Origin of the sequence: Aeromonas sp. FDAARGOS 1410 (genome assembly GCF_019048745.1) — a bacterium.
Taxonomy (GTDB): domain Bacteria; phylum Pseudomonadota; class Gammaproteobacteria; order Enterobacterales; family Aeromonadaceae; genus Aeromonas; species Aeromonas jandaei.
This window is the reverse complement of record NZ_CP077401.1, coordinates 2,304,275-2,318,218: the sequence shown is the minus strand read 5'-3', so window position 1 is coordinate 2,318,218 and position 13,944 is coordinate 2,304,275. Positions and strand designations below refer to the sequence as shown.

The window sequence follows — 13,944 nt, the reverse complement described above, 5'->3', positions numbered from 1 at the left end:
ATCTGCCGAAGCCAAGGAGGCACCATGAAGACCCTCAACGACTGGATTTTGCTCGACCGCCACGAGGCGGCCCCTACCCCGCTGATGCCCGCCCCCGAGCGCATTAAAGCGGGCCACCCGAGCCAGACGGTGTGGAACCACTACTCAGATCCCAGCCAGCAGTTTCACGTGGGCTTCTGGGCTTGCGAGCCGGGCCGCTGGGCCATCCACTACACAGAGCACGAGTATTGCCAGCTGCTGGAGGGGGATGTGGTGATCCACGACAGTCAGGGCGGCCAGCTGGCCCTCAAACCCGGCGATCAATTCGTGATTCCGGCCGGCTTTGTCGGCGAGTGGGAGACCCTTACCCCCTGTCGCAAGGTCTACGTCATCTTCGAACCCGCCTCGGCTTGACGTTCACGTCACCCAGCCCCGTTGCAGCAGCCCTTATCCTGTTGATCCGCTTGACGCTTACGGCATGATTTTCTGCGGTTTTCCCGCTTGCAAAAGGTTTTTCCGCTAGGCATTGTGTCTGACGAGGAATGTAAATGGAATTTCGAGCCCAAACGTGGGGGGCTCATATAAAAATCAAGAGGATTACCGCCAATGTGTTCAATTTTCGGCATTCTGGATATCAAGTCCGATGCAGTAGCCCTGCGCAAATCGGCGCTGGAGATGTCCAAGCGACTGCGTCACCGCGGGCCTGACTGGTCCGGCGTCTACAGCTCAGACAAAGCCATTCTGGTGCATGAGCGTCTGGCCATCGTCGACCCGGGCAATGGCGCCCAGCCGCTCTACAACCCCGAGCGCACCCATGTGCTGGCGGTCAACGGCGAGATTTACAACCACAAGGAGCTGGAGAAGACCCTCAAGGTCGACTTCCAGTTTCAGACCAAATCTGACTGTGAAGTGCTGCTCGCCCTCTACAAGGAGAAGGGCCCGGCGTTTCTCGACGATCTCAACGGCATCTTTGCCTTCATTCTTTATGACGCCGAACAGGATGCCTACCTGATTGGTCGCGACCACATGGGGATCATCCCCCTCTATACCGGCCGCGACGAGCACGGCAACTTCTATGTCGCCTCCGAAATGAAGGCGCTGGTACCGGTCTGCAAGAGCGTCGAAACCTTCCCGCCAGGACACTACCTGTGGAGCAAGGATGGCGAACTCAAACAGTGGTACAAGCGCGACTGGATGGAGTACGCCGCGGTCGAGCACAACGTCAGCGACAAGGCCGAGCTGAAAGCGGCGCTGGAAGCGGCGGTCAAACGCCAGCTGATGTGCGACGTACCTTATGGCGTGCTGCTCTCCGGCGGGCTGGACTCCTCCGTCATCTCCGCCATCACCAAACTCTATGCGGCGCGCCGCATCGAGGACGATGGCAAGAGCGAAGCCTGGTGGCCGCAACTGCACTCCTTCGCCGTGGGGCTCGAAGGCTCACCTGATCTCGCCGCCGCCCGTAAAGTGGCCGATCACCTCGGCACCATCCACCACCAGATCCACTTCACCGTGCAGGAGGGTCTGGATGCCCTGCGCGACGTCATCTATCACCTCGAGACCTATGACGTCACCACCATCCGCGCCTCCACGCCCATGTATCTGATGGCCCGCTACATCAAGGCGATGGGGATCAAGATGGTGCTCTCCGGCGAAGGCTCTGACGAGCTGTTCGGTGGCTACCTCTATTTCCACAAAGCGCCCAATGCCCGCGAGTTCCACGAAGAGAACGTGCGCAAGCTCGCCTCCTTGCACCTCTATGACTGCCTGCGTGCCAACAAATCGATGGCCGCCTGGGGTGTGGAGGGTCGCGTGCCCTTCCTCGACAAGGAGTTCATGGACGTGGCGATGCGCTTGCAGCCGGCTGACAAGATGTGCGGCAAGGGCAAGATCGAGAAACACATTCTGCGCGAAGCGTTCGAGGCCCTGCTGCCCCACGAAGTGGCGTGGCGTCAGAAGGAGCAGTTCTCCGACGGCGTGGGCTATTCGTGGATCGACAGCCTGAAAGCCATGGTAGAGCAGGAAGTGACGGATCAGATGTTCGAGGCGGCCGCATTCCGCTTCCCCATCAACACCCCGCTCACCAAGGAGGCCTACTTCTACCGCGCCATCTTCGACGAGCACTTCCCGCTGGAAGCTGCCGCCCGCACCGTGCCCTACGGCAAGTCGGTCGCCTGCTCCACCCCCACCGCGCTGGAGTGGGATGCCAAGTTCAAGGAGATGGCCGACCCGTCTGGCCGCGCCGTAATGGACGTGCACCAGCAGGGCTACTAAACCCGGACAGAGCAACCCAAGCGGATAAAGGCCAGATAGCAAAAAGCCCTTCACCACGGTGAAGGGCTTTTTCTTATGGCAAATAGAGTAAACCGACGATCAGAACATGGCCCACAAAACCGACGTTGAAAGTGTGAGCATAGGCTCGGACAGAGCACCACGTATCGAAGAATGGGATGGTGTATTCCCCTGCTACATAACTGGCACTATGGCATTCGTCATGTGGAGGTGAAATCAGGGTAGCTGACACTGAATTAATGTAAGTATCAATTAACAGCAATCCTTTTTTCAGATGCCGATATTTGAAATAGTGATATTGTCAGCAACCATGTGTCCCTGAATATATTATCGATGAGGTATCTATGTTGAGAAAAAAACTAATTTTGCTTGCTCTGGCATTACCGCTACATGTGCACGCCAACATTTTTTTCATCAAGGGAAATACGGTCAATGACACAGATGTAGATAAGGCAGCCATCTACTTCAATGCAGGCATAGATCCGCAGACAGTGGCCTGGCTGTTATCCTCTGTTGATGAAATTAACGGCAATTATCGCAACATTAAAAATATAGACATATACCTCAATAGCGGAGGCGGCGATATGGACTCCGGGTATATGGCCTACGAGGCGTTGCGTAAAAATCCAACGAAGCTGAATATGATTAACGCATCAAATGTCGCCTCTTCTGCAACTATAATTTACTGTGCATCGAATGAGCGTTATGCCATGCCAATGGCATCTTTCTTACTTCATCCTGCTGCCGCGGCAAATGAAATCAATGATTACCTGAAGCCGGATCAGGCACAGCGTATTTTGGACGACGCTGAAAAATACAACTCGCTCTTTCGCACCATTTACTCCTCCTGCACCAAAATTCCGGCAGAGGAGCTAAAGGCCATCACCTCGTCTGAGAGTCGACGTGCAACCTACAACATTGAAAATGCCAAAAAAGTAGGTCTCGTGAATCAGGACATGAAAAAACCGATAACATATCCCGTGACCTATTACATCACGGATATGCAGAACTAATTGATGCCAATCCCACCATGGCAGCCATTCCAACACACAGGAAGGGCTGCCATGGCAGTTCACAAAACAAGCTGAGTTTTGGCAACAGCGCGAACATATTTCGTGAGTGAGCCAGTCATCTCACTGGCTCAACGAGTATTTGCTGCTTTAACCATCAAAATGCAGCATCGCGCGCTCAGGGCTGCGCATCCGGCTGGTTGGCAGGGGCTGCCTTGATAAAGGCCTGCAACTGTTCGCAGTTGGCGACGATGCGGCGGATAGTGGGGTAATCGTCCAGCGTCATCTCGTAGCGGCGGGCGTTGTAGACCTGGGGCACCAGCATGCAATCCGCCAGAGTGACCTCGTTGCCGACGCAGTAGATACCGGCGGTGGTCATCAACAGCTGTTCAAGGGCGGTAAAGGTTTCGTCAATCCAGTGGCGATACCAAACCGCCTCCTGCTCCTTGCCCACCCTGAAGTGCTCTTCCAGATAGTTGAGCACCCGCAGGTTGTTGAGCGGGTGGATATCACAGGCGATCATGTTGACTATCTGGCGTACCTTGGCGCGTGCCTCGGGGGCCGAGGGCATCAGGGGGTGGGCGGGATAGGTCTCGTCAAGGTACTCCATGATGGCGACCGACTGACCGATCTGCACATCGCCATCCACCAGAAAGGGCACCAGCCCCTGCGGGTTGATCCGTTTGTAACTCTTCTCGCGCTGCTCCCCCTGCCGCAAATTGATCGGGTGCTGCTCATAATCCAGTCCCTTGAGCTGCAACACGATCCGCACCCGAAAACTGGCTGACGAGCGCCAGTAGCCAAACAACTGCAACATACTTCGTCCTTCTTTTGTCAACCGACAGGCAGCCTCGCCCCCTGTCGGCCCCCCATCTCTCGGGGATCATCACTCTGTCTGGCTGCCACCCTGCACCACTTGCTGGGAGAGTGTGCCAAACAGACTCTTGCCATTGCGATCCAGCATGGTGATGGCCACTCTATCACCAAATTTCATATAGGGGGTTATAGCTTGATCACAATCAAGAATTTCCAGCATGCGCCGCTCGGCGATGCAGGATGAACCGGCGCTGCGATCGTAGTTGGAGACGGTGCCGGAGCCGATGATGCAGCCCGCACCAAGGGGCCGGGTCTTGGCCGCATGGGCAATCAGCTCGAAGAAGTTGAAGGTCATGTCCACCCCGGCTTCTGGCGCACCGAACAGCGCACCGTTGAGGTGGGTCAGAAGCGGCAGATGCACTTTGCCATCACGCCAGTCATCGCCGAGCTCGTCCGGAGTGATGGCCACCGGCGAGAAGGCGCTGGACGGTTTGGACTGGAAGAAGCCAAAGCCCTTGGCCAGCTCCCCCGGGATCAGGTTGCGCAGGCTTACATCGTTGACCAGCATCAGCAGCTTGATGTGGCTGGCAGCCCCCTGCGGGCTTACCCCCATCGGCACATCATCGGTGATGATGGCCACTTCCGACTCGAAATCGATCCCCCACTCCTCGGAGCCCATGACAATCGGCCCACGGGGGGCGAGAAAACTGTCGGAGCCCCCCTGATACATCAGCGGATCGTGCCAGAAGCTCTCCGGCATCTCGGCGCCGCGGGCCTTGCGCACCAGCTCCACATGGTTGACGTAGGCGCTGCCATCGGCCCACTGGTAGGCACGCGGCAGCGGAGATAGGCAAGACGCTTCGTCAAAGGGGAATGCCTCGGTCACACGGCCCTCGTTAAGCTGCTGATAGACAGCCTCCAGCTTGGGGGCAACCTCGGCCCACTCATCGAGGGCGGCCTGCAGGGTGGAAGCAATCTCGCTCACCCGCACCGCCCGGGTCAGATCCCGGCTCACTACCACCAAAGCGCCATCGCGCTTGCCATTATTCAATGTTGCCAATTTCATAAGCGATTCCTTATTTGCCAGCAGCCGCGTCCGGGCGCTGCCAGCTGGAGACATACCGGGTGTTCTCGATCCGTTCGCACAGACTGCCGACGTTCAGCGCATCGCGGGTATCTAGCATCACCGCCACCTCGTCGGTGAACTTCTTGGCATAGGCCTGCCCTGCCGCAAACGCCTTGGGATGGGGGCCGTGGGTGAATCCGGCAGGATGGAAGGTGACCATTCCCCGCTCGATATTGTCCCGGCTGAAGAAGTCCCCGGCGTGGTAAAAGAGCACTTCGTCGTAATCGTCGTTGCTGTGATAGAAGGGCACCTTGAGGGCGCCGGGGTCGCTCTCGATGGGGCGCGGCACGAAGGTACAAATCACGAAGCGGCTCGCCACAAAGGTCGAATGAGCCGACGGCGGCAGATGGTAGCGGTGGCTCATCAGCGGGCGGATATCCCGCCAGTTGAGGCGCACCACGCACAAATCCCCGTGCCACCCTTGTGCATCCAACGGGTTGAACGGCCAGGTGATGACCGACACCTGATCGTGGCGTTTGACCTGCAGCGACCAGGGATTCTCATCCTGCTGGGCCAAAAAGCGTTCGTTGATGGCGGGCACATCCAGCGCCGCCGGGTCGAAGATGGCGTGATTGCCCACCAGCCCCTTCTCCGGTAGCTGATAGCTGTCGTTGGTCGCCTCGATCATCAGGATGAACAGGGGCGCCGTCGGCTCAATGCGCCACATGGTACCGCGGGGGATCACCACATAGTCGCCATCGCGAAGAGTCAGGTGGCCGTAGTCGCAGAAGAACTCGCCGCTCCCTTCGTGGATAAAGAGCAGCTCGTCGCCGTCGGCATTGCGCACCAGAAACGGCATCGCCTCGGATAGCCGCCAGACTCGGTAGCGGCAGTGGGGGTTGCTGAGAATGTCGGGGGCCACCCAGGGGGAGTGTGAACTCACCTCCTCCTGGAGGGCATTCAAGTCAAACAGCCGTGGCCGCAGCGGCCCCTCCCAACTGCTCCAGTCGGTAGGGGCATGCTTGTGGTGCATGTGGGTGGCGGGGCCGAAAAAGCCACTACGCCCCAGCTCGCGCTCATAGATGGCCTGTTCAGGCAGGTCGGCATGAGCCTGTCGGGAGTGGGTTCCCTCCCGGTGGGGAAAGTTAATCCAGTTACGCATTGCTCGCTCCCTCTTTGCGGGCACCCTTCTCATCCTCGCAGCCATCCAGCACGCCGCGGCGGATCTGGTCCAGCTCGATCGATTCAAAGAGCGCCTTGAAATTGCCCTCGCCAAACCCTTCGTTGCCCTTGCGCTGAATGATCTCGAAGAAGACCGGGCCTATCACGGTATCGGTAAAGATCTGCAGCAGGATGCCATCCTTGGTGGGGGAGCCGTCGATGAGGATGCGTAGCTCTTTGAGGGCAGACAGATCCTCCTGATGCCCCTCGACCCGGCTGTTCACCTTCTCGTAGTAGGTATCCGGCGTCGGCATAAAACCGGTGCCGCGGCTGCGCAGGGTGCGGATGGTGTGGTAGATGTCGGCCGAGGAGAGTGCGATATGCTGGATCCCCTCCCCCTTGTACTGGCGCAGGTACTCCTCAATCTGGGACTTGTCATCCGCCGACTCGTTGATGGGGATGCGGATCTTGCCGCAGGGAGCCGTCATAGCGCGTGAATGCAACCCGGTCAGCTTGCCCTCGATATCGAAGTAACGAATTTCACGGAAGTTGCCGATCCGCTCGTAGAAGTTGGACCAGACATCCATATTGCCGCGATGGACGTTGTGGGTCAGGTGATCGATCTCGATGAGACCGGCATCCACCTCCGCCATCCGGGCCTGCCAGTCGGGGTAGAAGACAAAATCCACGTCATAGATGGAGCCCTTGTCGCCGTAGCGGTCGACAAAGGAGAGGGTGCTCTCGCCGATACCGTAGATGGCGGGAATGTTGAGCTCCATGGGGCCAATCTTGCCGACAAAGGGCTTGGCCCCCTTGGCGATGGCGAACTGCTGTGCCTTGCCCGCATCGCTCACCCGAAATGCCATGCCGCAGACGCTAGGCCCGTGCAGGCTGGCAAACTGCTCCGCCTGGGAGTGGGGCTCGGCGTTGACCACGAAGTTGATATCCCCCTGCCGGTAGAGCCAGCACTGCTTGTGTTTGTGCTTGGCGACCTCGGCAAACCCGAGCGACACAAACAGGCTCTTGAGGGCGGCAATCCCCTTGGCATCGGGGGCCGTGTACTCGACGAACTCGAAACCGTCAGTGCCTAACGGATTGATGGTATGGGTGGCGGAAGAGGTGGCATTCATCGGGCGCTCCTTGCTCTTGATTCGGTTAAAACGGATTGCGGCACGCAGCGCGCAGCAAGTGTTAACAACTTGTTTCATTAGAGGCAGGGCGTAGCAGGAAGAGAAGAGGCAGGTTGCAGATAGTTTTTCGTAGCTGGCAGCAAAAGATGTAAATGGATTGTGACATTCAAGCCGCAGCCCTGCGGATCAAAGTGTGACGACCCGCATGGCTGTCAGCTTTGCCTTACAGTTGCCAGTTTTTGACCATCAGATGGGGCAAGCGGGCACGGGCTTTTTGCAGTCGCGTGGGCGTCGGATTGATCAACCACGCCTCTTTCCCCAACCCCAGCAGCGGCAGATCGTGCAGGCTATCGCTCAAGGCCAGCTCGGTATCAAGGGCGCAGATCTCTGGCAGCAGCTTGTGCTGACCGTGGCAGTAGAAGCGCGGCATCAGGCCGCCAAGCCGGTAGTGCATTTGCGAGCCAATAATCCGGTGGGGCAACTGGCCGGGCAGTTGCTGATAGAGCTGGGCTCGCACCAGTGCGCAGGGGCTGGCGGAGATCACCCAGCAGCGATGCCCTTCTTCTTCAAGCAGCCGATGCGCCTCGCGAAAGAGCCCCGGACGAGTGTGGCAGTAGGCGCGCACCAGCTTGCGCCAGCCGAGGGGAGAGAGCCAAAGCGTGATGGCCCACCAGATAAGGGATATACCTCGCCGCCGCTGGCTGGGCACCAGATAGACCAACCCACCCAGCGCAATCACCGGCAACAACAGCAGCGGCCAGATCCGGCGCCGCAGGATATAGCGCAGCAGACCAGCGTGGCTGTCGCCGGGGGCCAGGGTGTCGTCAAAGTCGGCAAGGATCCAGCGCGCAGCACTCCCGCACTCTCGATTCCCCCCACTCTCTTTCGGCACCACTGGTTCAGCTGGCGAGCGGCTTATCATGGGAGCCTCAAGGTGCAAGAGCGGCAATCGCGGCGGTCAGCTCGGGGGTGACAAACTCTGCCCCCTGCGTGGGGGGACAGACAAAGTCGAAGGGCTCGCCGGCCAGGGTGAAACTGAGCCGCCAGGCATGCAGATAACCGCGATCGGCTGACGTACCGCCATAGCGCTCATCCCCGAGAATGGGGGCGCCGATGCTTTTGAGGGCAACCCGGATCTGGTGGGTCTTGCCGGTCTGCGGTTTGATGCGATAGAGCCGCAGCCCCTCGCGCACCGATACCGAATCAAACCAGCTGATGGCAGGATTATCCAGAGTACGCGCCAGCATCCAGCTGCCGCCGCGCCCCTTTTGCATATCCCCCTTCACCCAACCCTGTTTCTTCTTGGGTTTGCGATCGGAGAGCGCCAGATACTGTTTACTCACCTCACGGGCCGCAAAGGCCATGCTCAGTTCGCGGTTCGCCTCCGTGGTGCGGGCCAGCAGCACCAAGCCGGAGGTCATCTTGTCGAGCCGGTGTACCGGATAGAGGGTCAGACCCGTATCGGCCTTCACCCGATTGACCAGCCCGGGCGCAGTCTCTCCTCCCTCTTCTCCCTTCTCGTCATGCATGCCGATGCCGGGCTGCTTGTCGATAACCAGAAAATCGGCGTGTTGAAACAGGATCCGGTACATAACACCTCGTCGAACTGGAAAAAGGCCAGCAACCGGTACGCCGGCAGCTCTCGGGCAGGCATTGTCCCTGCTCGGCCACAATTTGGCAAACGGCCGATGGCAATTGCCGGGCGAAAAAAAGCCCCGTCGACGTGGCGGGGCTTTTCATCTGGCGTTAACCGGTCACACACTGCGCGGCCGCAGATGGGCGTGCCAGCGTGTCTCCCACTTCTTGAACAGCCAGACGATGACAAAGGTGAGCAGCATATAGAGCAGACCGGCTGTCAAAAACGCCTCGAACGGACTGTAGTAGCGGGAGTTGATGATCCGCGCAGCGCCGGTCAGATCGACGATGGTGATGATGCCCGCCACCGCCGAGCCTTGCAGCATGAAGATCACCTCGTTGCTGTAGGCAGGCAGCGCTCGGCGAAACGAGTTGGGCAGAATGATCCGGGTCAGGGTCTGCCAGCGGGTCATGCCAAAGGCGTTGGCCGCCTCAATCTGGCCACGCGGCATGTTGTGTACCGCCCCGCGCACGATTTCTGCGGTATAGGCGCCGGTGTTGAGGGTAAATGCAAGCAGCGCGCAGAACCAGGCCTCGGAGAAGAGCGACCAGGCTGCACTGTTCTTCAGCCACTCCCACTGGGCAGCGCCGTAGTAGATGATAAAGAGCTGCACCAGCAGCGGAGTGCCGCGAAAGAAGTAGATGTAGGCCCAGATCGGCCCCTTGATCAGCCAATTGCGGCTATTGCGCAAAATGCCCAGGGGGATGGCGATCATCAGGCCAAGCAGCAGGGAGAGTGCCACCAGCCAGACCGTGGTGTAGAGGCCCTCCCAGTAGGTGGGCCACTCTTTGAGAATGATTGAAAAATCCATGGCTTACCTCGTTTTGATGGCGTAGTGACGCTCGGCCCACTTGAGCGCCGAGGTAGAGACGGCAGTGAAGATCAGGAAGATGAGCGCCACGGCCATGTAGAAGGTAAAGGGTTGCTGGGTCGAACCCGCCGCCAGCGACGCTTTGCGCACCATGTCATCGAGCCCGATGATGGAGACCAGCGCGGTGGTTTTGAGCAGCACCAGCCAGTTGTTGCCAAAGCCAGGCAGGGCGTGGCGCATCATCTGGGGGAAGAGGATCCGCACAAAGAGTTGACTCGAACGCATGCCAAAAGCACGGGCGGCCTCCAGCTCCCCCTTGTCCACCGCCAGAATGGCGCCGCGGAAGGTCTCGGTCATATAGGCGCCGAAGATAAAGCCGATGGTCGCCACACCGGCGGCAAACGGGCTGATATCCACATAATCGGGCAGCAGGGAGACCCACTCCTGAGACGGGTTGCTCTGCAGCAACCAGTTATTGTAGGTCTCGTTGACCCAGGAACAGACAGCGTTGATGAACACCTGGCCGCCAAAGAAGAGCAGCATCATCAGCACCAGATCGGGAATGCCGCGGATCAGGGTGGTATAGCTGCTGGCAATGGCGCGGGCCCACTTGTAAGGGGAGAGCTTGGCGAGCGCCCCCAGCATGCCGAGCAGCAGCGCCAGCAGCAGGGAGGCGAGCGCCACCTCCAGGGTGACCCAGGCGCCCTCCAGCAACGAGGCTTCGTATCCTTTCAAATCAAACATATGCAGCTCCATTGCAACTTCTTGAGTGGGCTGATGCCTCTGAACAACAAGAGAACCCACATCCTTAACACGGTCAGATGCAGCTCCATTGCAATTAATAGGGCCCATCGCTCCACACGGAGAGAACGGGCCCGATGACGACTGACGAGGTGAGCCGGTCGGCCTGTTATTCGCTATCTATGTGGCGAATGACTCAGCGTGCACGGCTCCAGTTTTTACTCGCCGTATACGTCGAACTCAAAGTACTTGTCGTTGATCGCCTTGTACTTGCCATTGGCACGCAGCGCCAGAATGGCGGCGTTGAATTTCTCTTTCAGATCCTTGTCAGCCTTGCGCACTGCAATACCGGCACCCTCGCCAAACCACTTGGGATCGGTCAGTTTCGGGCCGACGAATTCAAAGGCATCGCCCCCCTCTTTCTTGAACAGACCGTCGGTGATGGCAGCGGAGTCGGCCAGCACATAGTCGACACGGCCGGATTTCAGATCGAGATAGGCTTCATCGGCAGTGCCGTAACGCTTGATGGTGGCGTTCGGGAAGTTGTCGGTAATGAAGGTATCCATGGAGGTAGCACGCTGCACCGCCACGGTTTTCCCTTCCATGAAGGCCTTGTCGAGCTTGACGTCAGTCCCTTTCTTGGCGGCAAAGCGAGCCGGAATGTGCTGGTACTTCTGGGTGAAGTCCACCTTCTTCTTGCGCTCTTCAGTGATGTCCATGGTGGCGATGATGGCGTCAAACTTGCGCGACAGCAGCGCCGGAATGATACCGTCCCAATCCTGCTTGACCAGGGTGCACTTCACTTTCATCTCTTCGCACAGGGCATTGGCGATGTCGATATCAAACCCTTTTACCTCGCCATTGGGCTCGGTCCAGGAGAAGGGGGGATAAGCACCCTCCACCCCGATACGCACCTCTTTCCACTCCTTGGCCATCAGGCTGCCGGAAGAGAGGGCAGCAATCACGGTAGTCGCCAGCATCAGCTTGTTCATGTATCTCTCCTTGATAAAACAGTCGATCGTGTAAATCCGGGCTCCGGCCATCAATAGATGGAGGAGATGAATTGTTTGAACCGCTCGGACTTGGGATGGGCAAAAATCTCTTTGGGGTTGCCCTCCTCCTCCACTCTTCCCTGATGCAGGAACATCACCTTGTTCGATACATCGCGGGCAAATGACATCTCGTGGGTCACCACCAGCATGGTACGCCCCTCTTCGGCCAGCTCGCGCATCAGGCCGAGAACTTCTCCCACCAGCTCGGGATCGAGCGCCGAGGTGGGTTCATCAAAGAGCATCACCTCGGGCTCCACCGCCAGCGCACGGGCGATGGCGGCACGCTGCTGCTGACCGCCGGAGAGGTGACCCGGGTAGTAGTCACGCCGCTCCCAGAGTCCAACCCGGTTGAGCAGCTGCTCCGCCTTGGCGATCGCCTCGGCACGGGGCACCTTGAGCACCTGGATCGGCACTTCGATGATGTTCTGCATGATGGTCATGTGCGACCAGAGATTGAAGCTTTGGAAAACCATCGCCAGCCGGCTGCGAATGCGCTCAACCTGACGCATATCTTCCGGCAACCGTTCGCCGGAACGGCTGGTTTTCATCCGGATCAATTCACCATGGAGGGAGACGCTGCCGGATGAGGGGGTTTCCAACAGATTGATACAGCGCAGAAAAGTCGACTTCCCCGAACCCGAGGAGCCGATAAGGGAGATGACATCCCCCTTGTGGGCAGTCATGTCGATGCCCTTGAGCACTTCGTGGGTGCCAAAATATTTGTGCAGATCACGTACTTCCAGTGCGGCAACGTCGCTCATCCATTACAACCTTGTCTGTCCCTAGACGCCGCAGGGGCGTGACTCCACCATCGCCAACTTAACAAAAATTTAACCGATGGTAACCTTCAGCGAAAATATCACCCGGATAGTGAAAAAACAATATGGAACGCGGGGATCCTGGTTAATCGCTCTATTTTTATTCGACTATCACGTATTTTTCAGCACTTTGTTTGCATAAACAGCCGTTTCATCGGCGTTTGGAATACCGCCTTTTTATACCCCAATCATGGCCGTGGCAAGAGAAAAACCACATTCAGTCCGTAACGACTCCAAAATGGCTTTATGCAACCACTCCCCATGCAGATTCTGGCTGGAGCAAATGGATCAAACTGATTTTATTGGCCCCTTGTCAGGAAGCTGCGTTCCCCTTCGCACACCCCACATCAAGCTGAAAAGTAACAACTCCCTAATAAATGGCCCCGAAACCCCATGGAAAGCGAGAGAAATGTGACACAGAGCCAATAAGTAATGATAAGGTGGGATTTTTATCAGTTTTTGTGTTCGAGGCCCCGATGTTGCTCAATGTCTTGCTGATCCTGTTGCCACTGGTGATCGGCTATCTGGTTCCCCTCTCCTCCGCCCGATTGATCAAGCTGGTCAATCAGGGGCTGGGCAAAATGGTCTACCTCATTCTCTTTCTGATGGGGCTGGGGCTTGCCTATGTGGAGAACCTTGGCAGCAACCTCGCCGTCATCTTCAAAGTGGCCGGGGTCATGCTCGGCGCCATTACCCTCTGCAACCTGCTGGCCCTCTGGTGGCTCGACAAGCGCTCGCCGCCGACCCATGCCGCCAGCGATGCCAAAATGCCGGGCAAGCTCCATCTCCTGTGGGAGTCGCTGCAGCTCTGCTTTGTGGTACTGGGCGGTGTGCTGCTGGGTCTGCTGGTAGATCTGCGCGCCCTGCCCATCGACAAGTGGAGCGAGTGGGCGCTGATGCTGCTGCTCTTTCTGGTCGGGGTGCAGATGCGCAACTCCGGCATGCGGCTGCGCCAGATCCTGCTCAACCCCTGGGGAATGAAGATCGCCGCTACCGTCATTGTCAGCAGCTGGCTCGGCAGCCTGCTGGCGGCCCAGTTGCTGGGCATGCCCCAGGCTCACGGGCTGGCGCTGGGATCGAGTTTCGGCTGGTACTCGCTCTCCGGTATTCTGGTGGCCGACAAGCTGGGGCCTGTGCTGGGCTCTGCCGCCTTTATCAACGATCTGGGACGCGAGCTTATCGCCATCCTGATCATTCCGATCCTGATGCGGCGTCACCCCTCCGCGGCTATCGGTTATGGCGGCGCCACCGCCCTCGACTTCACCCTGCCGGTCATCCAGAAGTCAGGCGGCATCACCGTCGTGCCGGTGGCTATTGTCTCCGGCTTTATCCTGAGCCTGCTCGGCCCCATCCTGATCCTCGGCTTTCTGGCTATCTAGGCTGCCTCTCCCCAGCAAAAAGCCCGACACGGGTGTCGGGCTTTTTGTTTGGTTGT

14 protein-coding genes are annotated in these 13,944 nt (G+C 58.3%); 4 read left to right on the top strand and 10 right to left on the bottom strand.

All coding sequences use genetic code 11. From position 1 onward, the window contains the following. Window positions 1–24 precede the first annotated feature (24 nt). From I6L40_RS10905 to I6L40_RS10895, 3 genes are all read left to right on the top strand, one after another. Window positions 25–393, top strand: a complete 369-nt coding sequence (locus I6L40_RS10905; RefSeq protein WP_071911449.1) for a cupin domain-containing protein — start codon at window positions 25–27, stop codon at window positions 391–393. Window positions 394–585: 192 nt separating this feature from the next. Beyond that, window positions 586–2,250: an asparagine synthase B gene (asnB, locus tag I6L40_RS10900; RefSeq protein ID WP_216994248.1), complete on the top strand. Its 1,665-nt coding sequence runs from the start codon at window positions 586–588 to the stop codon at window positions 2,248–2,250. A gap of 362 nt (window positions 2,251–2,612) precedes the next feature. Continuing rightward, on the top strand, window positions 2,613–3,281 hold the full coding sequence (locus I6L40_RS10895; RefSeq protein ID WP_071911451.1) for an ATP-dependent Clp protease proteolytic subunit: 669 nt from the start codon (window positions 2,613–2,615) through the stop codon (window positions 3,279–3,281). A 175-nt stretch (window positions 3,282–3,456) separates the two neighbouring features. Here I6L40_RS10895 and maiA read toward each other — a convergent pair whose 3' ends face one another. The 10 genes from maiA to I6L40_RS10845 form a co-directional block, all read right to left on the bottom strand. Continuing rightward, on the bottom strand, window positions 3,457–4,095 hold the full coding sequence (gene maiA, locus I6L40_RS10890; RefSeq protein WP_071911453.1) for a maleylacetoacetate isomerase: 639 nt from the start codon (window positions 4,093–4,095) through the stop codon (window positions 3,457–3,459). A gap of 69 nt (window positions 4,096–4,164) precedes the next feature. Continuing rightward, the gene (locus tag I6L40_RS10885; protein ID WP_071911454.1) at window positions 4,165–5,160 is read right to left on the bottom strand and encodes a fumarylacetoacetate hydrolase family protein; all 996 of its coding nucleotides are present in this window, start codon (window positions 5,158–5,160) and stop codon (window positions 4,165–4,167) included. 10 nt (window positions 5,161–5,170) lie between these two features. Then, window positions 5,171–6,322 (bottom strand): homogentisate 1,2-dioxygenase, encoded by a 1,152-nt coding sequence (locus tag I6L40_RS10880; RefSeq protein ID WP_071911456.1) that lies wholly within the window; start codon window positions 6,320–6,322, stop codon window positions 5,171–5,173. After that, complete coding sequence (hppD, locus tag I6L40_RS10875) at window positions 6,315–7,451, bottom strand: 4-hydroxyphenylpyruvate dioxygenase (protein ID WP_071911458.1); 1,137 nt, start codon at window positions 7,449–7,451, stop codon at window positions 6,315–6,317. The genes I6L40_RS10880 and hppD overlap by 8 nt, the downstream gene beginning before the upstream one ends. A gap of 223 nt (window positions 7,452–7,674) precedes the next feature. Further along, entirely contained in the window at window positions 7,675–8,373 is a 699-nt protein-coding gene (locus I6L40_RS10870; protein WP_254204018.1) for an HAD family hydrolase, read from the bottom strand. A gap of 7 nt (window positions 8,374–8,380) precedes the next feature. Continuing rightward, window positions 8,381–9,043, bottom strand: a complete 663-nt coding sequence (locus I6L40_RS10865) for a TIGR01621 family pseudouridine synthase (RefSeq protein WP_201907050.1) — start codon at window positions 9,041–9,043, stop codon at window positions 8,381–8,383. A gap of 162 nt (window positions 9,044–9,205) precedes the next feature. Then, the gene (locus I6L40_RS10860) at window positions 9,206–9,898 is read right to left on the bottom strand and encodes an ABC transporter permease (protein WP_042029963.1); all 693 of its coding nucleotides are present in this window, start codon (window positions 9,896–9,898) and stop codon (window positions 9,206–9,208) included. A 3-nt stretch (window positions 9,899–9,901) separates the two neighbouring features. Beyond that, on the bottom strand, window positions 9,902–10,642 hold the full coding sequence (locus I6L40_RS10855; RefSeq protein WP_041209370.1) for an ABC transporter permease: 741 nt from the start codon (window positions 10,640–10,642) through the stop codon (window positions 9,902–9,904). A 215-nt stretch (window positions 10,643–10,857) separates the two neighbouring features. After that, complete coding sequence (locus I6L40_RS10850; RefSeq protein WP_041209369.1) at window positions 10,858–11,631, bottom strand: ABC transporter substrate-binding protein; 774 nt, start codon at window positions 11,629–11,631, stop codon at window positions 10,858–10,860. Window positions 11,632–11,681: 50 nt separating this feature from the next. Next, complete coding sequence (locus tag I6L40_RS10845; RefSeq protein ID WP_033115996.1) at window positions 11,682–12,452, bottom strand: ABC transporter ATP-binding protein; 771 nt, start codon at window positions 12,450–12,452, stop codon at window positions 11,682–11,684. 533 nt (window positions 12,453–12,985) lie between these two features. On the opposite strand from I6L40_RS10845, the gene I6L40_RS10840 reads away from it, so the two are divergent. Then, entirely contained in the window at window positions 12,986–13,888 is a 903-nt protein-coding gene (locus I6L40_RS10840) for a lysine exporter LysO family protein (RefSeq protein WP_216994247.1), read from the top strand. The last annotated feature ends 56 nt before the right edge of the window (window positions 13,889–13,944 follow it).

What these genes read in the sequence shown, in the direction of transcription:
- I6L40_RS10905 (WP_071911449.1), top strand. Translation starts at nt 25, where the DNA reads ATGAAGACCCTCAACGACTGGATTTTGCTCGACCGCCACGAGGCGGCC.
- asnB (WP_216994248.1), top strand. Translation starts at nt 586, where the DNA reads ATGTGTTCAATTTTCGGCATTCTGGATATCAAGTCCGATGCAGTAGCC.
- I6L40_RS10895 (WP_071911451.1), top strand. Translation starts at nt 2,613, where the DNA reads ATGTTGAGAAAAAAACTAATTTTGCTTGCTCTGGCATTACCGCTACAT.
- maiA (WP_071911453.1), bottom strand. Translation starts at nt 4,095, where the DNA reads ATGTTGCAGTTGTTTGGCTACTGGCGCTCGTCAGCCAGTTTTCGGGTG.
- I6L40_RS10885 (WP_071911454.1), bottom strand. Translation starts at nt 5,160, where the DNA reads ATGAAATTGGCAACATTGAATAATGGCAAGCGCGATGGCGCTTTGGTG.
- I6L40_RS10880 (WP_071911456.1), bottom strand. Translation starts at nt 6,322, where the DNA reads ATGCGTAACTGGATTAACTTTCCCCACCGGGAGGGAACCCACTCCCGA.
- hppD (WP_071911458.1), bottom strand. Translation starts at nt 7,451, where the DNA reads ATGAATGCCACCTCTTCCGCCACCCATACCATCAATCCGTTAGGCACT.
- I6L40_RS10870 (WP_254204018.1), bottom strand. Translation starts at nt 8,373, where the DNA reads ATGATAAGCCGCTCGCCAGCTGAACCAGTGGTGCCGAAAGAGAGTGGG.
- I6L40_RS10865 (WP_201907050.1), bottom strand. Translation starts at nt 9,043, where the DNA reads ATGTACCGGATCCTGTTTCAACACGCCGATTTTCTGGTTATCGACAAG.
- I6L40_RS10860 (WP_042029963.1), bottom strand. Translation starts at nt 9,898, where the DNA reads ATGGATTTTTCAATCATTCTCAAAGAGTGGCCCACCTACTGGGAGGGC.
- I6L40_RS10855 (WP_041209370.1), bottom strand. Translation starts at nt 10,642, where the DNA reads ATGTTTGATTTGAAAGGATACGAAGCCTCGTTGCTGGAGGGCGCCTGG.
- I6L40_RS10850 (WP_041209369.1), bottom strand. Translation starts at nt 11,631, where the DNA reads ATGAACAAGCTGATGCTGGCGACTACCGTGATTGCTGCCCTCTCTTCC.
- I6L40_RS10845 (WP_033115996.1), bottom strand. Translation starts at nt 12,452, where the DNA reads ATGAGCGACGTTGCCGCACTGGAAGTACGTGATCTGCACAAATATTTT.
- I6L40_RS10840 (WP_216994247.1), top strand. Translation starts at nt 12,986, where the DNA reads ATGTTGCTCAATGTCTTGCTGATCCTGTTGCCACTGGTGATCGGCTAT.